This window comes from Streptomyces sirii, assembly GCF_045690365.1.
GTDB lineage: Bacteria > Actinomycetota > Actinomycetes > Streptomycetales > Streptomycetaceae > Streptomyces > Streptomyces sirii.
On record NZ_CP147982.1, the window covers coordinates 8,414,868 to 8,435,132 of the forward strand.

Annotated in this window: 15 protein-coding genes; 12 read left to right on the forward strand and 3 right to left on the reverse strand. The window is 71.8% G+C overall.

Going from position 1 to position 20,265, the window contains the following annotated elements; translation table 11 throughout:
* The first annotated feature begins 57 nt into the window (after positions 1-57).
* From ligD to WAB15_RS37480, 3 genes are all read left to right on the forward strand, one after another.
* Positions 58-1,074, forward strand: a complete 1,017-nt coding sequence (gene ligD, locus WAB15_RS37470) for a non-homologous end-joining DNA ligase (RefSeq protein WP_407289046.1) — start codon at positions 58-60, stop codon at positions 1,072-1,074.
* 248 nt (positions 1,075-1,322) lie between these two features.
* Positions 1,323-2,546 carry a PP2C family protein-serine/threonine phosphatase gene (locus WAB15_RS37475; RefSeq protein ID WP_399148406.1) on the forward strand — a complete coding sequence of 408 codons (1,224 nt, stop codon included), beginning with the start codon at positions 1,323-1,325 and terminating at the stop codon, positions 2,544-2,546.
* Between the two features lie 152 nt (positions 2,547-2,698).
* Complete coding sequence (locus WAB15_RS37480) at positions 2,699-2,929, forward strand: hypothetical protein (protein ID WP_399148407.1); 231 nt, start codon at positions 2,699-2,701, stop codon at positions 2,927-2,929.
* Positions 2,930-2,984: 55 nt separating this feature from the next.
* On the opposite strand, the gene WAB15_RS37485 is transcribed toward WAB15_RS37480, so the two are convergent.
* Positions 2,985-4,532 (reverse strand): AMP-binding protein, encoded by a 1,548-nt coding sequence (locus WAB15_RS37485; protein WP_407289047.1) that lies wholly within the window; start codon positions 4,530-4,532, stop codon positions 2,985-2,987.
* 444 nt (positions 4,533-4,976) lie between these two features.
* Between WAB15_RS37485 and WAB15_RS37490 the strand changes: the two genes are divergently transcribed.
* On the forward strand, positions 4,977-7,061 hold the full coding sequence (locus WAB15_RS37490; RefSeq protein WP_407289048.1) for a SpoIIE family protein phosphatase: 2,085 nt from the start codon (positions 4,977-4,979) through the stop codon (positions 7,059-7,061).
* Between the two features lie 353 nt (positions 7,062-7,414).
* Positions 7,415-8,881 carry an APC family permease gene (locus WAB15_RS37495; RefSeq protein ID WP_399148410.1) on the forward strand — a complete coding sequence of 489 codons (1,467 nt, stop codon included), beginning with the start codon at positions 7,415-7,417 and terminating at the stop codon, positions 8,879-8,881.
* Between the two features lie 778 nt (positions 8,882-9,659).
* Here the strand turns inward: WAB15_RS37495 and WAB15_RS37500 are convergent.
* The gene (locus tag WAB15_RS37500; protein WP_407289049.1) at positions 9,660-9,998 is read right to left on the reverse strand and encodes a hypothetical protein; all 339 of its coding nucleotides are present in this window, start codon (positions 9,996-9,998) and stop codon (positions 9,660-9,662) included.
* A gap of 449 nt (positions 9,999-10,447) precedes the next feature.
* On the opposite strand from WAB15_RS37500, the gene WAB15_RS37505 reads away from it, so the two are divergent.
* From WAB15_RS37505 to WAB15_RS37535, 7 genes are all read left to right on the forward strand, one after another.
* The gene (locus WAB15_RS37505) at positions 10,448-13,174 is read left to right on the forward strand and encodes a SpoIIE family protein phosphatase (RefSeq protein WP_399148412.1); all 2,727 of its coding nucleotides are present in this window, start codon (positions 10,448-10,450) and stop codon (positions 13,172-13,174) included.
* Between the two features lie 30 nt (positions 13,175-13,204).
* Positions 13,205-13,600: an SHOCT domain-containing protein gene (locus WAB15_RS37510; RefSeq protein WP_407289050.1), complete on the forward strand. Its 396-nt coding sequence runs from the start codon at positions 13,205-13,207 to the stop codon at positions 13,598-13,600.
* Between the two features lie 165 nt (positions 13,601-13,765).
* A complete protein-coding gene (locus WAB15_RS37515) occupies positions 13,766-14,530 on the forward strand; it encodes a DeoR/GlpR family DNA-binding transcription regulator (RefSeq protein WP_407289051.1) in 765 nt (254 codons plus the stop codon).
* Positions 14,531-14,623: 93 nt separating this feature from the next.
* Positions 14,624-15,922 (forward strand): four-carbon acid sugar kinase family protein, encoded by a 1,299-nt coding sequence (locus WAB15_RS37520; protein WP_407289052.1) that lies wholly within the window; start codon positions 14,624-14,626, stop codon positions 15,920-15,922.
* A 186-nt stretch (positions 15,923-16,108) separates the two neighbouring features.
* Positions 16,109-17,182: a 4-hydroxythreonine-4-phosphate dehydrogenase PdxA gene (gene pdxA, locus WAB15_RS37525; RefSeq protein ID WP_407289053.1), complete on the forward strand. Its 1,074-nt coding sequence runs from the start codon at positions 16,109-16,111 to the stop codon at positions 17,180-17,182.
* Complete coding sequence (locus WAB15_RS37530; protein ID WP_407289054.1) at positions 17,179-18,492, forward strand: MFS transporter; 1,314 nt, start codon at positions 17,179-17,181, stop codon at positions 18,490-18,492. Before pdxA ends, WAB15_RS37530 begins: the two co-directional genes overlap by 4 nt.
* 148 nt (positions 18,493-18,640) lie before the next feature.
* Positions 18,641-18,823 carry a hypothetical protein gene (locus tag WAB15_RS37535; RefSeq protein ID WP_384437209.1) on the forward strand — a complete coding sequence of 61 codons (183 nt, stop codon included), beginning with the start codon at positions 18,641-18,643 and terminating at the stop codon, positions 18,821-18,823.
* Positions 18,824-18,948: 125 nt separating this feature from the next.
* On the opposite strand, the gene WAB15_RS37540 is transcribed toward WAB15_RS37535, so the two are convergent.
* Positions 18,949-20,250, reverse strand: a complete 1,302-nt coding sequence (locus tag WAB15_RS37540; RefSeq protein WP_407289055.1) for a hemopexin repeat-containing protein — start codon at positions 20,248-20,250, stop codon at positions 18,949-18,951.
* Positions 20,251-20,265 lie beyond the last annotated feature (15 nt).

The window sequence follows — 20,265 nt, forward strand, 5'->3', positions numbered from 1 at the left end:
CACGGCCCGCCGCCCGCCCGGCGCGCGGTGCCGCGGCGCGCAACCTAGCGTGGAGGCATGGCCGGAGGCGAAGCTGTCGAGCTGGACGTCGCGGGGCGCACGGTGCGGGTGTCGAATCCCGGCAAGACGTACTACCCCGAGCGCGGCTTCACCAAGTTGGACGTCGCGCAGTACTACCTCGCCGTCGCGGACGGGGTGCTGCGGGGCCTGCACGACCGGCCCACCACCATGCAGCGCTTCCCCGACGGCGTCGAGGGCGAGTTCTTCTACCAGAAGCGGGCCCCCAAGGGACTGCCGGACTGGCTGCCCACTGCCCGCATCGCCTTCCCCAGCGGCCGGTTCGCCGACGAGATGTGCCCCACCGAGCCCGCCGCCGTGCTCTGGGCGGCCAACCTCGGGTGCCTCACCTTCCACCCCTGGCCGGTGCGCCGCGCCGACACCGAGCACCCCGACGAACTGCGCATCGACCTCGACCCGCAGCCCGGCACCGACTTCGCCGACGCCGTCCGGGTCGCCTACGAACTGCGGGAGCTGCTTGCCGAACACGGACTGCGCGGCTGGCCCAAGACCTCCGGCGGCCGCGGGGTGCACGTCTATGTACCGATCCTGCCGCAATGGACGTTCACCGAGGTCAGACGGGCCGCCATCACCGTGGCCCGAGCCCTGGAGCGCCGGCTGCCGGACCTGGTGACCTCGGCCTGGTGGAAGGAGGAGCGCGGCGCGAAGGTCTTCGTCGACTACAACCAGATGGCCCGGGACCGGACCATCGCCTCGGCCTACTCGCTGCGGGCCAGGCCGCGTGCGACGGTCTCCACCCCGCTGCGCTGGGAGGAGCTGTCCGACGCCACGCCCGAGGACTTCGATCTGCGCACCGTCCCGCCGCGCTTCGCCGAACTCGGCGATGTGCACGCCGACATGGCCGACCACGCCTTCAGCCTGCAGTCCGTCCTGGAACTCGCCGGCCGGCACGCGGCGGAGGAGGGACTGGGGGACATGCCCTATCCCCCCGACCACCCGAAGATGCCCGGCGAGCCGGCCCGGGTCCAGCCGAGCCGGGCGCGCAAGGCCAGGTAGCACGTGCCCTCCGCGGGGCGAGCGGCCTGCCCGGGGGCACACCTCCCACCCGGACGGCCGTACCCGCCCCGGTCGTGCCACTTCCGGACCGGCCTCGCCGTTCGCGCGCCGACCGGGGCGGCGGGCACCGGTCCCGGCATGCGCGCCGCCCGTCCGGGCGGGAACATTCCGCACGTGGTGACCGAGCGGAACGCACCCGAGGTGAACGGCGAGCGCGTGCGGCGCCCGCCGCCGGACGCGGGCCGCACATGAGCGAGCCGGCGATCGACTACGAGGCGGTCTTCCAGGCGCTGCCGGGCTCGGTGCTGCTGCTCACCCCGCAGTTCGTGATCGCCGACGCCAACGAGGCGCTGCTGCGCCGGGCCGGGCGGGAGCGCCGCGAGGTGATCGGCCGCCTGCTCTTCGACGTCTTCCCCGACAACCCCGACGACCCCGCCGCCACCGGGACGCGCAATCTGCGGGCCTCCCTGGAACGGGTGGTGGCCACCGGTGCACGCGACACCATGGCGCTGCAGCGCTACGACGTCGAGATGCCCGGCCGGCCCGGTGAGTTCGAGGAGCGGTACTGGAGTCCGGTCAACGCTCCGGTCCTCGACGCGGAGGGACGGGTGCGGCTGATCGTCCACCGGGTCGAGGAGGTCACCGAGGTCGTCCGGGCCGAGACCGAGGGGGAGGGCTACCGGGGGCGGCTGGGGGCCGAGCTCTTCGCCCGGGCCCAGGAACTCCAGGAGGTCAACGAGGACCTGCGGGCCTCCCACGCCCACGAGCGGCAGGTGGTGCTGACGCTCCAGGAGGCGATGCTGCCGGCGCCCCAGACCGTGGGACACCACCGGGCCGCGGTGCGCTACCGGCCCGCGGTCAGTGCGCTCAACGTCTGCGGTGACTGGTACGACCTGGCCGAACTGTCCGGGGACCGGATGGCGGTGGCCGTCGGCGATGTCGTCGGCCACGGTCTGGACGCCGCCTGTGTCATGGGCCAGCTGCGCAGCGCGCTGAGCGCCGCGACGCGGGTCGCCGCCGGGCCCGCCCAGGCACTGGACGTGCTCGGCGTCTACGCCCGGTCGGTGGACGGCGCGGAGTCCACCACCGCGGTGCAGGCCATCATCGACTGGACCACCCGCACCATCGCCTACAGCAGCGCGGGCCATCCACCGCCGGCGCTGCTGCACCCGGACGGCGCGGTGCAGCTGCTGGACCAGGCGACCGATCCGCCGCTGGGGGCGCGGCCCGAGCATATGGCCCGTCCCGAGGCGCGGGTGGCCTTCGCCGAGGACGCCGTGCTGGTCCTGTACACCGACGGGCTGATCGAGCGCCGCAGGGAGGACATCGACGTCGGTCTGGGGCGGCTGGCCGATGCGCTGACCCGGCATCGGGGCGCCGACGTCGAGGCGCTGGCCGATGCGCTGCTGGCGGAGCTGCTTCCCTCCGGTGGCGCCACCGATGACACGGCCCTTGTCGTCATCCGGCTCTGACCAGCACACTCGCGGGTCCGCCGCGCCCGTTCGCTACCGCGACTGGAGCAATTCCCTGGGCCGTTGGAGTGGCCGGCCGCCGTGTCTGCGGGGGATGCGGCTCAGCGCGGTACTTATCGGAATGTCCGATTTCCTGCCTAATGGAGAACGCAATGCGCAAGTCGATAGGCCGTTCCGTCGCCGCCGCGGCGATCGCTGCAGCCACCGTCGTACCGCTCGCCGGCACGGCTACGGCTGCTCCCCAGACCCCCGCGGCGTCCTCGTCGGGCCACGATCATCATGGCAAGCACCACAAGCATCACCATCACGGTGGCTACCACCACAAGGACGGTAAGCACCTTGGCCTGCTCTCGTTGATTTTCGGCCTGCTTGGTCTGCTCTGAGCGGGACCAGCACATCGGGCCGCCGCGGCGTTGAGCCGCGGCGGCCCGAACGCGGTCAGCCGGCGGCGCCCACCTCCTGCTCGGCCTGCCGGCGCAGCTCCTTCTTGTCCGGCTTCCCGGCATCGGTCAGCGGCAGCGCGTCGACGAAGGTGATCCGGGCCGGCTCGTACATCGCACCGCGCTCCTGGCGCACCTTCTCGCGCAGCTGCCGCCCGTCGACGGTGCTGCCGGGCACCCGCACCACCACGGCGTGCACCTGCTCCATGCGGTGGGCGTCACGGACGCCGAAGACGGCGCTCTGGAGGACCTGCGGATGCGAGTTCAGCACGTCCTCCAGCTCGGTGGTGTACACATGGCCGCCGACCACGACGATCATGTCCTTGATCCGGTCGACGATGGTCAAGTAGCCCTCGTCGTCCAGGAATCCGATGTCCCCCGTGTGCAGCCAGCCGTCCCGCAGCACTTCGGCGGTCAGCTCGGGCTGCTTCCAGTACCCCTTCATGATCATGGCGGAGCGGACGCAGACCTCGCCGTGCTCGCCGGCGGGCAGATCGCGACCCGACTCGTCGCGGATCGCCACCTCGACGTCCGGCAGTACCTTGCCCGCGGAGCGAAGCCGGTCGGGGCGGTCCGGGTCGTGGTCCTCCGGGGTGAGCACGCTGATGCCGCCGGCCTCGTTCTGCCCGTAGCCCTGCAGCAGCACCGGACCGAACATCCGCACCGCGTCGGCTATGCGGGCCGGGGACGCCTGGCAGCCGCCGTACGTCACCATCCGCAGGCTGGAGGTGTCGGTGTGCCGCGCGGACGGATGGTCCATCAGCTGATAGAGCAGCGGCGGCAGCAGGAACATGTCGGTGATGCGCTCGCGGGCGATGGCGGCGAGCACGGTCTCGGGGTCGAAGTCGTCGAGCAGGACGATCGTGCCGCCCGAGTACAGCGTGTTGTCGGCCAGTGCGCCCGCGGCGTGCGCGAGGGTCGTGCAGACCAGCTGCCGGCGCTCGAACTCCGGCTGCTCCGCCAGCACTCCGTGGAACCAGCGGGCCTGCTCGAAGGTGGTGCAGATGCCCTTGGGGTGGCCGGTGGTGCCGCCGGTGTGGCGGATGGTGGACACGTCGTCGGGCCGGGCCAGGCTCGCGAACGGCTCGTCGGACTGCCCGGCCGCCAGCTCCAGCAGGTCCGTGCCCACCTTCGCGGGGCCGAGTACGAGGACGTCCGGCACCGGCGCCAACTCGGTGACCTCGGCGGCCCGATCGGCGAAGCGCGGGTCGACTATCAGGGCCCGGGTCTCGACGTCGCGGACGATGTGGGCCTGGGACTCGGCGGAGAGCTTGTTGTAGAGGTGGTTGACCCGGGCGCCGATCAGGTTGGCCGCGTAGCGGGCGGCGAGGGTCTCCGGAAGGTTGCCGCTGAGCAGGGTGACGGTGGCGCCGCGCTCGACCCCCTGGGCGCGCAGTGCCCGCGCCATGCGGTGCACCAGGGCGCGGAACTCGCCCGCGGTTACCCGGCGCCCCTGGTGGACCAGGGCTTCGCGTGCCGGGTTCGAGCTAAGTGCATCGAGGTTCTCCTCTACGTAGGTGCGGAATGTCCGGTCGGTGATGGACATGATGACGGGCTTCCTCCTGACGCCGGCGGCGCGGTCACCGTCGCCGGGTGCGATACCGATAGTTAGTTGCTGGAGGCAACTAAAGGTCAGGGTAGTCGCAGGAGATCAACATCTCCAAGTCGGAGCGTGCGGCCCGGTTGTCGCGCGGCCGGCTGCCGTGTCCGCAGGCCTTGCGGCGTACGGCCGCCGGCCCGTATGCCCGGTCGCGAAGCCCGGCCGGATTATTCGCTCCGAATATCGCCAACTCGGTCGCAGGCCCGGAACCGGCGGCGGATAATTCTCCCTCGCGCACGGGACGCCCATGCCCTGCGGCTCTCGCTCTCCCTGCGGGGCCGTCTCGTGTCGAGGGATGATGGGGGGCATCGGAAACACGACGAGAATCGGCCGATGTACGGAGAGCGCCACGGCTGTCGGTCAGCGGTGACCGGCGGAAGGAGTGCCTGGATGGGTGCGACCGACGCGTTCCCCGAGGGCGCCGCCCCGGTGGGGGCTGCACCGGGGCAGCCTGGCGGCCTGCTCGACGTGCTGGGCGTGGCCGCCGTGATGCTGGACGCGGAGGGACGGATCACCCTCTGGAGCCCGCAGGCCGAGGAGCTCTTCGGCTGGACCGCACAGGAGGCGCTCGGCCGGCCGGCCGCCCAGCTGCTGGTCGGCCCCGACGACATCGATCTGGTGCTGCGGTTGTTCTCCCAGGTCATGGCCAGCGGCGAGAGCTGGGCGGGGGTCTTCCCCATCCAGCACAAGGACGGCAGCACCCGCCTCGTCGAATTCCGCAATATGCGCCTGCTGGACGAACGCGGCCGCTCCTACGCGCTGGGCATCGCCACCGACCAGGCCGTACTGCGGCGGGTCGAGCGGGACCTGGCACTGTCGGTACGCCTGGTCGCCCAGTCGCCGATCGGCCTGGCGGTCCTGGACACCACCCTCCGCTTCGTCATGGTCAACCCGGCGCTGGAACGCATCAACGACCTGCCCGCCGACCAGCACATCGGCCGCCATGTCCGCGAGGCGCTGTCCTTTCTGGACACCGATGTCATCGTGGCCCGGATGCACGAGGTCCTGGAGACCGGCCGGCCGCTGCTCGACCAGTTCACCGTCGGAGGCACCGCCGCCGATCCGCACGCCGACCAGGCCTGGTCGGTGTCGTACTACCGGCTGGAGGACGCCCACGGCCGGGTGCTGGGGCTGGCCACCTCCGTCGTCGACATCACCGAGCAGCACCGGGCCGCCACCGAGGCCGCCCGCGCCCGCCGCCGCCTCGCTCTCATCGCCGACGCCTCCGCGACCGTCGGCACCACCCTCGACGTCGACCAGACCGCGCATGAACTGGCCGACGTCATCGTGCCCGAACTCGCGGACATGGCCGCGGTCGACGTCCTCGACGCGATCCTCGACGGCCGGCGCCCCAGTGTGCTGTCCCGCGGCGGCCCCGCCCGCTTCCGGGCGCTCGCGGTGGCCACGGCCTACGACACCGGTGCCGTCCGCGCCGCCGACCCCACCGGGCAGATCGCCTCCTACGAAGCCGACCGGCTGATCACCCGCTGCGTGACCGAGGCCCGTCCGGTCATCGTCGCCCACGTGGACGACGACGACCTGCGGCGGATCGCGGCGGGCCCGCAGGGCGCCGCCTTCCTCAAACAGGCCGGACTCCGCTCGTATCTGGCGGTGCCGCTGATCGCCCGCGGTGAGGTGCTCGGCGCGCTGTCGCTCTACCGCGTACGCAACCCCGAGCCGTTCGACGAGGACGACGCCGTGCTCGCCGTCGAACTGGCCGCGCGGGCGGCGGTGTGCATCGACAACGCCCGTTCGTACCAGAGCGAGCGCCGCACCGCGCTCACCCTCCAGCGCCATCTGATGAACCACCGGCCGCCGCAGCCCACGGCCATGCAGATCGCCTACCGCTACCAGCCCGCCCAGGCGGCCAGGGAGGTCGGCGGCGACTGGTTCGACGCCATCCCGGTGGCCGGCGACAAGACCGCCCTGGTGGTCGGCGACGTCATGGGCAGCGGCATCAACGCAGCCGCCACCATGGGGCAGTTGCGCACCACCATCCGCGCGCTGGCCGACCTCGACCTCGACCCCGCCGAGGTGCTCCGCCACCTCGACCACATCGCCGGAGGCCTCGATCCGGCCTTCGCCACCTGCCTCTACGCCGTCTACGACCCGCACCGCAGCCTGTGCCGGATCGCCGTCGCCGGGCACCTTCCGCCCGTGCTGGTCCGACCGGGCCGGCAGCCCGAGCTGCTCGATCTGCCCACCGGCGCCCCGCTCGGCGTCGGCGGGGTCCCCTTCGAGCAGACCACGGTGCCGCTTCGCGACGGCGACTACCTGGTGCTCTACACCGACGGCCTGATCGAGACCCGCGACAAGGCCATCGACACCCGCCTGGACACCCTGCTCACCCTGCTCGCCGAGCCCGGGCCGGACCCCGAGGAATTGTGCGACCGCCTCCTGAGCGCACTGCGTGACGAACACGGCCACGACGACGTCGCCCTGCTCATCGCCCGCGTGCACGCGCTGGAGGAGTGAGGCGGGCCGGACGCCCGACCCGGCCGCGCGGCCGGGTCGGATTCGCGGGGGCCGCTACGGATTCGGCGGCTGTGCCGGGCCGCTTCCGGAGGGCATCCCACCCCGCCTGCTCCAGCCGCGAAATCCGCTACTACGCCGCAGTGTAGATGTGGATACGGGCCACCATGTCGCTCAACACCTACGGATTTCGTTGTCTCACGCTCTTAACAAGGCCTTGACGTGGGTCGGACGCGGGGGTTTTATTCGGTCACCAAAGCGGCGCCTGCGCTTCGTCAGGTCTGCATCGCGTTTTGGCGCACTTCTCGCAAAGTGCCCCCTTCTGCCGCCGGACCGATGGGATACGGATAACCGATATGCCCTACACGCCTGTTGCCTCCGCAGCCCCTGAGCGGGACACCCATAGTGCGGCGGAGGGGAGTACCGCCAACGGCCCCAAGCTCACCCGGTCGATCGGTGTGGTCGGCGGTACGCTGCTCACGCTCTCCTGCCTGACTCCGGCCTCCTCGCTCTTCGTGATCGTGCCCGACTCGTTCGCCAGCCTGGGCACCGGCACCGCGCTCACCATCGCCATCGCGGGCCTGCTGTGTATCGGTGTGGCCTTCACCTACTCCGAGCTCGGCACGCTGATCCCCAGTTCCGGCGGCGAATACGCCATGGTCGGCACCCTCATGGGCCGCCTCGCCGGGTGGCTGGTTTTCATCCTGTCGCTGATCGTCGTCATGATCGTGCCGCCCATCATCGCCCTGGGCACCGCCGACTATCTGGCGCCGATCGTCCACCTGGATCCGCAGTACACCGCCGCCGGCGTGATGCTGCTGGCCACCGCCATGGGCCTGCTCGACCTGCGCGCCAACGCCTGGATCACCGGCATCTTCCTCGTACTGGAGGTCGTGGCCTGCGCGGTCGTCGCCTTCCTCGGCTTCAGCCACACCCAGCGCTCCGCGTCGGTGCTCGTCCACCCCGTCATCGACGCCGGACACGGACACACCACCGCCGTCACCGCCGGCCTCATCGTCACGGGTCTGGCCACCGCGCTCTTCATCCTGCAGGGCTTCTCCACCGCCGTGTACCTCGCCGAGGAGATCGAGAACCCGCGCCGCAACGTCTCCCGCACCGTGCTGTGGACCCTCGCCATCGGCGCGGCCGTCGTCCTGATCCCGGTCATCGCGATCACCCTCGGCGCCCCCGACCTCAAGACCCTCGGCGCCGGAGACGTCGCGGGCATGGTGCAGGACTGGAGCAACTCCGGCGTCGGCACCTTCGTCAGCCTCTGCATCGCCCTGGCGATCATCAACGCGGCGATCGTGATGGTGATCCAGAACTCCCGCGTGGTCTTCGCCTCGGCCCGCGACGCGGCCTGGCCGACCTCGGTCAACCGCGCCTTCTCGCACGTCGGCCGCCGCTTCGGCTCGCCCTGGGCGGCCACCCTCGTCGTCGGCGTCCCCGGCGCCGCCCTGTGCTTCGTCAACCTCGACACCCTCAGCGAGGTGACCGGCGTGGCCGTCGCCGCGATGTACGTCTTCGTGGCCCTGGGCGCCCTGGTCTCCCGCCGAGGCGAGCACAAGCACCGACTGGCCTGGCGGATGCCGCTGTGGCCGGCGGTCCCGGCGCTCCTCGTCGTGGCGCTCGCCTGGGTGCTGACCCAGCAGAGCACCAAGAGCCTGGTCGTCACCGGGGGCATCGTCGCCGCCGCCGCGCTGTACTGGGCCTGCTACCTGCGCCCGCGGCAGGAGACGCACTGGGTGATCTCGGTCCCGGAGGACGAGCAGGCCGCGGCGGGGGAGCCGTCGGCCGCGGGGGCGGTCGCGGAAGGGCGGTAGGCCCGGCGGGGGAGCGGGGCCCGCGAGCGGGGCCGGGGCATACGCCTCGGCCCCGCCCCGGGTCGTGGCCGGCCCTTCGGTCGTACGCCTCGGGTTCTGTCGCGGGGATGGCCGGCTCTTCGGTCGTACGCCTCGGGCTCTGCCCTGGGGGTCTTGGCCGGCCCCGCAGTCGTACGCCTTGGCGCCCAGCTGGGGCTTCGGCCGGCCCCTCAGCCGTACAAGAGAGTCAAAGCCCGCCCGGAGCAGCTGTCCGGGCGGGCTTTGGCTGTTGCCCTGTCTTCTCGCTCTGCTGTATTCCCCGTGCTCCTGCTTCGCCGGCCTTCCTGCTTCCTGGCCCTCCTGCCTCTTTTCCCCTCCGCCCACCCCCTACGGGGGGTGGGCGGGTGTAGAGGTGCGGTGTGGGCGGGTGTAGGGGGCCGAGAGGTGCCGCGACGCGGGCTGGGCGGGTGCGGGGGTGCGGAGAGGTGCCGCGCTGTGGGGTGGGCGGGTGCGGGGGTGCGGAGAGGTGCCGCGCTGTGGGGTGGGCGGGTGTAGAGGTGCGCAGAAGGTGCCGTGACGCGGGCTGGGCGGGCGCAGAGGTACGGAAGGGCGCCACGACGCGAGGTGGGCGGGTGCAGGGGTGCCGCGACGCGGAGTGGGCGCAGAGGCGTGAAGACGCGTGAAGACGCGTATGTAGAGGCGCCGACCCGCGGGTGCCCGCCCCCGTCGCGGGGGGGGGGGGGGGGGGGGGGGGCGTCACGCGGCTGGCTCGCGCGCTACTGCTCCGCGGGCTCGCGCGCTACTGCTCCGCAGGGCGGGAGAGCGCCAGTGCGTCCAGCAGTAGGCATACGTGGTCGACGGCGTCCCGCCCCGTGGGGGAATCGGCCGCGGGTGCGTCGTCGAGCAGCCCGGCGGTCATGCGCAGCAGCTTCAGCAACCGCTCACTGGCCCCGTCGGCCGGTTCCGCGTGCGCCAGGACGGACCGGACCTGCTCGCCCGTGAGGGGCAGACCTGTTTCGAGGAAGCGGAACAGCGCCACGGCGATGCGCCGGTCGGCGTCGTGCGGCTTCCACAGGCCGAGCGCGTGGTGGTCGATGAGCCCCGCCGCCTCGGCGCGGATCTCCTCTGGAACATGCATGCCCAAGAACGTCTCATACCGCATCGCCGGGCCATAGGGCGGCAAGGTGCACCTCAGAACGGCCCGTCCGCCGCCTTCCGGCCACCCGTGCACCGCGCTGACCAGGCACGTTGTGCCGGGGTCCGGATATCCCGACCGGCACACCTCCGCCCATCAAGAGTTCAAACCTGTGGGGAGAGTTACATGCACAATCCAGAACCTGGGCGATTTGTTCCCGGTCTGATGCCGGGCGGTGACCGGCGCCTTTGTCCCCTTCGTCGAGGACGTTCGCATATGTGCGTCAGTAAAACCTACCCGAGGGTCTTTCCGCCCTCTGGCGCCCGGCCGCAGATCACGGGACGATCCTCGAACAGCCCGTGAAACCGTCCGAAGTCACACGGGCCACAGCGGCCGCTGCGCTCCGCAGTGCGCGGCTCGCCCACCGTATGCGGGAGGTGTAGAAAGAGGACATGGCCGGACGCTACGGCCGCCCGCGTTCGGTTCTCAGGATGCGAACTGTCGCAGGTCAGGTCTTTCTCCTGCAGGTGGCGATCGTGGTGCTGCTGGTCGCCGCCGCCATGGCGGCGCTCGTGCTGCAGTCCCGGACCGACTCCGAACGCGAGGCCCGCAACCGATCGGTGGCCGTCGCCGAGTCCTTCGCCCATGGACCAGGCATCGAGCCGGCGCTGCGGAGCGCCGACCCGACCGCCGTACTGCAGCCGCGGGCCGAGGCCGCCCGCAAGGCCACCGGCGTCGATTTCATCGTGGTGATGAACACCGAGGGCATCCGCTACACCCACCCCATCACCAACCGGATCGGCAAGAAGTTCGTCGGCACGCTGAAGCCCGCGCTGTCCGGCGCCGTGGTCACCGAGAAGATCGTCGGCACCATAGGCCCCCTGGTCCAGGCGACGGTGCCGGTCTTCGGCCATGAGGGCAAGGTCATCGGACTGGTCTCGGCCGGCATCACCATCAAGAAGGTCAGCGGCGTCGTCGACGACCAGTTCCCGCTGCTGTTCGGCACCGCGGCCGGCATCCTCGTCCTCACCACCGGCGGCACCGCGCTCGTCAGCCGGCGACTGCGCCGCCAGACCCACGGCCTGGGGCCCGCCGAGATGACCCGCATGTACGAGCACCACGACGCGGTGCTGCACGCCGTACGCGAAGGCGTGATCATCGCCGGCGGCGACGGCCGGGTGCTGCTCGCCAACGACGAGGCTCGCCGGCTGCTGGATCTGCCGCCGGACGTCGAAGGGCGTCAGATCGCCGACCTCGGGCTCGACCGGGCCACCGCCGAACTGCTCGCGTCCGGCCGGGTCGTCACCGACGAGGTGCACCCGGTCGGCGAACGGCTGCTGGCCGTCAACCAGCGCTCGACCGACCAGGCCGGCGGCCCGCCCGGCAGCGTCACGACACTGCGGGACACCACCGAGCTGCGGGCGGTCACCGGCCGCGCCGATGTGGCCCGCGGGCGCCTCAAACTGCTCTACGACGCCGGCACCGAGATCGGCACCACCCTCGACGTGGTGCGCACCTGCGAGGAACTGGCGGAGTTCGCCGCGGCCCGGTTCGCCGACATCGTCACCGTCGACCTGGCCGAGGACGTGCTGACCGGCGAGGAGCCGGCGGTCTTCGCCGGCGCGGGCATCGAGGTGCGGCGCACCGCGGCGGCCGGCATTCCGCCGGACAGTGGCCTGTACCCCGTCGGCAGCCCGATCCGCTTCGAGCCGTCCACCTCCGTGGGCGCCGGCATCACCAGCGGCGAGGCGGTCCTCGAGGCCGACCTGCCCGCCTTCTCCGGCTGGCAACTGCAGAATCCCCAGCGTGCCCGGAAGATCGTCGCCCGCGGCATCCACTCGATGATCGCCGTACCGCTGGGGGCCCGCGGCGCCATCCTCGGCGTGGTGATGTTCTGGCGCTCGCAGGTGCCCGAGCCGTTCGAGGAGGAGGATCTCTCCCTCGCCGAGGAACTGGTCGCCCGTGCCGGCGTGAGCATCGACAACGCGCGCCGCTACACGCGCGAGCACACCATGGCGGTCACCCTGCAGCGCAGCCTGCTGCCGCGTGCGCTACCGGAGCAGAACGCCGTCGAGGCCGCCTACCGCTATCTGCCCGCGCAGGCCGGGCGCAGCGGGCTCGGCGGCGTCGGCGGCGACTGGTTCGACATCATCCCGCTGCCGGGCGCCCGGGTGGCGCTGGTCGTCGGCGACGTGGTCGGGCACGGCCTGCACGCGGCCGCCACGATGGGACGGCTGCGCACCGCCGTCCACAACTTCGCCAATCTGGACCTGCCCCCCGACGAGATCCTCTGGCACCTCGACGAGCTGGTCACCCGGATCGACCAGGACGAGGGGTCCGAGGGCGCCGAGGGAGCCGGGGTCACCGGCGCCACCTGTCTCTACGCGATCTACGACCCGGCGTCGGGGACCTGCACGATGGCGCGCGCCGGCCACGTCCAGCCCCTGGTGCTGCGGCCGGACGGCACCGCCGAGACCGCCGAGGTGCCGGGTGGTCCGCCCCTCGGGCTCGGCGGTATGCCCTTCGAGTCCTGGCAGCGCGAACTGCCCGAAGGCAGCCGGCTGGTCCTGTTCACCGACGGGCTCGTCGAGGACCGCGACCGCGACCTCGACGACGGGATGGAGCTGCTGAGCCGCACCCTGGCCGACCACCCCGAGCGGACACCGGAGGAGACCTGCGAGGCCGCGCTCGGCGCGCTGCTGCCGGAACTCCCCAGCGACGACATCGCGCTGCTGGTCGCCCGCACCCGGGTGCTGGACACCGCGCACATCGCCGACTGGGACGTACCGCCCGACCCGTCGGCCGTGGCCCAGGTCCGGGCCGCGGCGGTCCGCAAGCTCGTCGACTGGGGGCTGGCGGACGAGGCGTTCACCACCGAGCTGATCCTCAGCGAGCTGGTCACCAACTCCATCCGCTACGCCTCCGGCCCCATCCGCGTACGGCTGATCCGCGACACCTCCCTGATCTGCGAGGTCTCCGACCGCAGCAGCACCTCACCGCATCTGCGGCAGGCCGCCACCACGGACGAGGGGGGCCGCGGCCTCTTCCTGATCGCCCAGATGGCAGAGCGCTGGGGGACCCGTTACACCGCGGGCGGCAAGGTCATCTGGACGGAGCAGACGCTCGCCGACGGCGGTCTGTTCGCGGCGGCGGCCGACGGCGAGGATCCTTTGAGGTGAGGGCACGGCTCGCAGCAGAAGGAGGCCGTGATGGACTACCCGCTGCTCAACGCTTTCTGGACGATGTGTCTGATCTTCCTGTGGGTGATGTGGCTGTTCCTGCTGGTGAGGATCATCGGTGACATCTTCCGCAGCCAGGACATCAACAACTGGGCCAAAACGGGGTGGCTCGTCCTGGTGATCGTGCTGCCCTTCGTCGGCGTCTTCATCTATGTGCTGGCGCGGGGCCGCGGACTGAGCGAACGTGAGGTCGCGCTGGCCCAGCGGCAGCAGAGGCAGCTGCGGGAGTACATCCGGGAGACCGTCAAGGCGCAGGGCGAGACCATCCGGCCCGAGGACTCCCTGGCGAAGCTCGTGGAGCTGAAGGACCGCGGGGACATCACCGAGGAGGAGTTCCAGAAGGCCAAGGCCAAGGTGCTCGCCTGAGGGGGACGGGTGCTGGGGGCGCCGGCGCGGTTGCCGTGCGCTGCGCCCGGCCTGTGCGGCCGACTGCCGTGCCTCACGGCCGTCTCCCGGCTGCTTCCGGGCCGGTCTCCACGGCTGTTAATCTCAAGTTGCGTGAATCGCGCAACTTGAGAGGCGGAGAGTGACGTGACCAGTGGGGAACGCTCGGCCACCCGGCGCCGCCGGGAGCGGATGGTCGAGCTGCTCGGGGCGGGCGACGTCAGCGTGCACGACCTGGCGGGCGAGTTCGACGTCTCGCTGTCCACGATCCGCCGCGATCTGGCGACGCTGGCGGCGCTCGGCCGGATCACCCGCACCTATGGCGGCGCGGTCGACCACCGTGCGGTGGAGCGGTCCCGGCATGACAAGGAGCGCACTCGGCGCACCGAGAAGGACGCCATCGCGCGCGCCGCGGCCGCGCTGGTCCGCAGCGGCGATGTGGTGCTCCTCGACGCCGGCACCACCACCGCGCGGCTGGCGCACGAGCTGCGCGACCGCGTCGACGTCACCGTCGTCACCAACGGGCTCGCCGTGCTGGTCGAGTTGGCGGACGCGGAGGTCGATGTCGTGGTGCTGGGCGGGCGGCTGCGGCGGCCCAACGAGGCGCTGCTGGGCACCCGTACGGAACAGGCGCTGCGCCGGCTCACCCCGGACATCGCCTTCCTCGGGGTCGACGGCCTCGACCCCCGGCGCGGCATCAACTGCCCCGACCTCGAACAGGCCGCCCTGAAGGAGACGATGGCCGAGTGCGCCCGGGCCGCCTGGGTGCTCGCCGACCACTCCAAGATCGGTGGGGGAGCGGGCTTCCCCCACTGGGCGGCGATGCCGGCCGGCACGGGGCTGATCTGCGGGGGCGAGGAGCGGCGGCTGGGGGTGTACACGGACGCGGGGTGGTCGGTGCGTACCCCTTGACAGTGCGTCGGGCCACTGGCCACCCTGAGTGCGCATATTGCGTGAACCATGCAAGCAAGAATGCGTGGTTCAGTCACTTCGGGAGGAGGCCTCATGGCCCAGGTGCTCGTCATCGGAGACGACCTCACCGGAAGCAATGCGACCGGCGCGCTCTACGCCCGACGGGGCCTGCGGGCCGTCACCATCGGTGCGCTCACCCGATGGGAGCGCTACGCGGACCGGGTCGACGTCCTCGTCGTCAACACCGCCTCCCGCCACTGGCCCCCCGCCCGCGCCTACGCCGCCGTCCGCGCAGCCGTCGAGACGGCGGGGGCGACACCCCTGATCGTCAAGCGTGTCGACACCACCCTGCGCGGCAACCCCGGCAGCGAACTCGACGCGGTGCTCGACGCCCTCGCCGCCCGTGAGCCCTCGGCCCCGATCCGGACGCTGGCCGTCCCCGCCTTCCCCGACGCCGGCCGCACCACCGTCGGCGGTCTGCACCTCGTCGACGGCGTCCCGCTGACCCGGACGGCCGTCGCCCGCGACCCCTTCGACCCCGTACGGCACTCGCGGGTCGCGGCCGTACTGGGCACACAGAGCCGGCGCACCACGGGTGAACTGGCGCTGGACGTGGTCGAGCGCGGCCCGGAGGCGGTGGCCGAGGCGCTGCGCGCCAACCGGGCCGAGGTCATGGTGTGCGACGCCACCGAGAACGCCCATCTGCAAACCGTCGCGGCGGCCGCCGCCCGGCTCGCCGCCGAGGACCACATCCGCTGGGTCGCGCTGGACTCCGGTCCGTTCGGCGCCGCCCTCGCCACCGAGCTGGGCCTGCGGTCCGAAGGCGGCGCACCCGTCCGGATCCTCGCCTTCGTCGGCAGCGTCACGGACCGCACCCGCACCCAACTCGCCCGTACGGAAACGGCACTCGGCGCCCGCTGGGTCGACCTCGACCCCGCCGACCCGGACCCCGACCGCGTAGTGGCGGCCCTACGAGCGGCGGCGCGGGAGAACGCCACGGTGCTCGGCGTCCGGGTGGCACCCGCCCCCGCGACGACGGCCACCGGGACGGCGTGGGCCTGCGACCCCGGCACCGCCGCGCGCATCCTGCGGTGTCTGTCCGAGGTGGCCCGGCGGGCGGTCGCCGAGTTGTGCCCCGGCGGGCTGTACGCGTCGGGCGGCGACGTCGCCGCGGCCGTCACCGCGGCGCTGGGCGCCGACGGCTTCGCCATCGAGACCGAGGTGCTGCCGCTGGCCGTCGCCGGACACCTGGTCGGCGGCCCGCACGACGGACTGCCCTTCGCCACGAAGGGCGGCCTGATCGGCGGCCCCGACGCGGCCCGCGACTGCCTGGAACACCTGCGCGCGGCCGGTACCCGGCGCACCCTCCGCGCCACACCGAGCGCCGGCTGACCACCGCCTGACCGCCACCGGGCCGCATCCCGCCGCCCCGCCCCATGAACCGCCGGACGAGCCCACCCGTGCGGGCCCTCCGTTCCACCACGAAACCCACTCAGCCCAAGACCACCACCACGAAACCCACCGCCTAGCCACGAATCCCCGCGCGCCCGTGAACACCGCACCGCGAAAGGCGAGCCCATGACCACCCCTCAGCCGGCAGCCGGCCACCCGACCGCCCCCGACCGCCCGTTGCCCCTCCTCGCCGTCACCCTCGGGGACCCCGTCGGCATCGGCCCCGAGATCACCGCCCGCACCCTCGCCGACCCGGCGACCACCGCACTCGGCCGCGGACTCGCCGTCGGCGACGCCGCCGTACTGCGCCGCGCCGTCGAGGTATGCGGCCTCGACGTCGAGGTCCGTGCGGTCGGCGCCCCCGGGGAGGCCCGGTTCGAGCCAGGCACCATCGATGTGCTCGACCTCGGTATCGCGCCCGCCGACCTCCCCTGGGGCCGTGTCGACGCGGTCGCCGGCCGCTCCGCCGTCGCCGCGATCGAGGCGGCCACCCGTGCCGCGCTGGCCGGCGAGGTCGACGGCATCGTCACCTCGCCGATCAACAAGGAGGCCATCTGGGCCGCCGGTTCGCAGCACCTCGGCCATACCGAGATGCTCGGCGAACTCACCGGCGCCGCATACTTCGACACCATGTTCGTGGTCCGCGGCCTCAAGATCTTCTTCACCACCCGGCACCTCGCCCTGCGCAAGGCCCTCGACCAGATCACCGAGGACCGGGTCGCGGACGCCATCCGGCACGCGGTCACCGCCCTGCGGGTGTTCGGCCATGACGAGCCCCGGCTCGCGGTCGCCGCGATCAATCCGCACGGCGGCGAGGGCGGCCACTTCGGCGACGAGGAGATCACCGCCCTGCGCCCGGCCGTGGCGAAGGCGGCCGCCGAGGGGCTCGGCGTCGTGGGGCCGATCCCCGCCGACTCGGTCTTCCACCAGGGCCTCGAAGGCCGCTTCGACGGGGTGCTGTCCCACTTCCACGACCAGGGTCATATCCCCGCCAAGACCGTCGACTTCGACGGTACGGTCTCCGTCACCGTCGGCCTGCCGATCCTGCGGACCTCCGTCGACCACGGCACCGCGTTCGACATCGCGGGCAGCGGCCGCGCCTCGCACGGCACGATGGCCGCGGCCTTCCGCGCCGCCGCCGAGTTCAGCCGCTTCACCGACCGGATCCGCGCCACCTACGGAACGGCGGCCGCCCGATGACGGACCTGATGCCGCAGTCCGCCCCGGCGGCCGCCCCCGCCAAGCGCTGGGTGTACGTCATCCCCGTCGCCGCGGTCATGTACATGTTGGCGTACCTCGACCGGAACAACGTCTCCGTCATCCTCCCGTACATGCACGGCGACCTGGAGCTGTCCAACGCCGACAAGGGCCTGGTCGGCGGGTTCTTCTTCATCGGCTATGTGTTCCTGCAGATCCCGGCCGCGATCCTCGCCCAGCGCTGGAGCGCCCGTAAGACCGTTCTGCTGCTGATGGTGGCGTGGGGGCTGGCCGCCGCGCTGTCCGGGCTCGTACAGACCAAGTCGCAGTTCTACGCCGCCCGTTTCGTGCTGGGCTTCTTCGAGGGCGGCGTCTGGCCGGCCGTCCTCATTCTGCTCGCCTCCTGGTTCCCGCTGCGCGAGCGCGCCCGTGCCAACGCGCTGTGGATGGCCTGCCTGCCGCTGTCCTCCGTCCTGATGGCACCGCTGTCCGGCTGGATGCTCGATCACGCCGGCTGGCGCTGGGTGCTGGTGCTACAGGGACTGCCGCCCCTGGTGTGGGCGGTGGTCTGGTGGTTCGCCGTCGCCGACCGGCCGGCGCAGGCCCGGTGGATCTCCCGCGCCGAGGCCGACCACCTGGAGCGCTCGATCGCCGCCGACGAGGCCGCCAAGCCCTCGGCGGGCAGCGGCTCGTACCGCGACGCGGTCAGGCAGAAGCCGGTCCTCGTGCTCATCGGCGTCTACTTCTTCTGGATCACCGGCTTCTACGGCTTCAACCTGTGGCTGCCGTCGGTCATCAAGGAGCTGACCCACGACGGATCGTCCACCGAGGTCGGGCTGCTCACCGCGATTCCCTTCACCGTCGCCCTGGCCGTCATGATCGCCAACGCCGTGTGGTCCGACCGCACCGGCAGACGGCGCCGGGCGGTGGCCGTCCCCCTGGTCGTCGGCATCGCCGCCCTGTTGCTGGGCCAGGCCGTGGACGGCGCGCTGCCGCGGATGGTGCTGCTGTGCCTGACGGCGGCCGCGGTCTACGCTCCGTACGGCCCCTTCTGGGCGATCCCCGGTGAGCTGCTCCGCTTCGAGGTGGTGGCCGTCGCCATGGGTCTGATCAACGCGCTCGGCAACCTCGGCGGCTTCGCCGGCCCCTATCTGGTCGGCTGGCTGACCGACACCACGGGTTCGAGCGTGACCGGCTTCGCCGTGCTGGCCGCCTTCCTCGCCGTGGCCGTGGCGCTGGTGGCGTTCGGGCTGCGCCCGAGCACCCAACCCGTACGCCGGCCGGCCGGGCAGGCGACGGAAGGAGTGAGCTGACCGCAGCGGCCGCCGGCGGCAACGGCGCACCGGCCACCGCCCGCTACTCCGACCCGCGCAATTCACGGTGAGTCAGGTTTTGGCGGATGGCGCGAAGGTGATTCCTGAATGGATCGATACACCCCTTTGATCCTCCTGAGGAGCAGACATGCGCATCCGCGCCGCGATCGCCGCCAGCGCCTTGGCAACCACCATCGTCATGGGCGGTGCGAGCGCCACCCTGGCTCACGGCAAGGACCACAAGGACCGCCACCACCACTGCTGGTTCTTCGCGGGCATCAAGCACGGCGAACCGGTCTTCAGCGAGGGCTGCGGCAAGGGCCGCAAGTAATTCTGACCAGCATCCTGCCGGTGCCGGCCGCCACGACTCGGGAATGGCGGCCGGCACCGGCGCGCTCGGCGGCGCCGGGGCCGGTCCGGTGGGTCGGCTCCCTTGCTCCTTGTCCCGCGGGTCCGTCAGACCCGGGTGGGACCGACCTGCATATGAATGTGGTCCTGGTGGGCCGCCCGGAGCGCGGCAACCCCGCCGTAGTCGGGGTAGATGACAAAGCCGCTGCCGCCCAGCTGCGGCATCGGCCATTTGTTGGCGGTGCCGATGCCATTGGCTTCGCACTCGAACGTGGCGTACCGGAACGCCGTGGTGAACAGGCCGAAGGCCAGCGCGTCGACGGAGGGGGCGATGCGGACGTTGCTGCCCGGACGCGGCGGCAGCTGCCCCCAGTTGGTCTTGATCGACTTGGTGAACGGGGTCCCGTCGTCCGTCCCGCGGATGCCCGACAGATCGAGTGCCCGGCCCTGGTTGTGGCAGTCGTTCGGCGGGCCGGAGCCATGGCCGATGCCCAGGTGGAGCAGCTCTGTCACGTCGGGTCGCGAAGAGTTGATCCACCGTGTCAGCCGGTAGAGGGCCAGCAACATGCGCTGGTCGACGTTGTCGAAGAATTCGGCCGTGGGGTTGAGGGCGTTGGTGTACCGGATCCCGTCAAGAGTCGGCGGGCCGACGGTCACACGCTGACTCGGGGTGGGTGACACGATCCCTGACGGGCCGTCCATGAAGACCGGACTCTTCAGGGTGAGTCTGCCGCGCCGGATCAGGTCCGCCATCAGCCGATTGGCCTGTACGAGGGTGAGGAGTCGGGCCGGGGCCAGGGCGCCGGACGGTGTCGGGGCCAGGGTGAAGTCGGCCAACGCGCCGCTGTCGTCGACACCGTCGGCGTCCACGTCGTAGCGCTGGTAGAAGGCGCCGCGGAAGAAGTAGGCGAACCGGCCGCCCGGGTAGACCGCTGCGTCCAGGCCCTGACTGAAGAGTCCGGGCCAGTTGCCGGCGATCTTGCGGGGGTATCCGGTGTCCATCCGGTCGGCGGTGATGTCGTAGCGCACATAGGAATCACCCTTGAAGAGGAACAGCTTGCCCGTGCCCCAGTTCACCGCGGCGTCGATGCCCTGCTGCCAGTTCGCCCCGCCGCCCGAACCGTCGGGCAGGCCGGGCCAGTTGCCGGCCACCGGTTTCGGCGGCCCGTCGATGCGGTCGTCGAACTGGTCGTAGCGGACGTAGGTCCCGCCGGTGAAGGCATAGCCCTTGCCGGCGCCCCACCACACGAAGGCTCCGGGCGAGCCGTCGAACCCCCAGTTCTCCTTCACGTCCAGCGAGCCCTGCTCGAAGCTTCCGGTGACGGCGTTGTAGCGGTGGTAGGTGCCGTCGTCGAAGAAGAGGTACACCTTGTCGTTGGGCCAGGCGATCGCCGTGCTGAGTGCCACCATGACGGCAACTCCGTT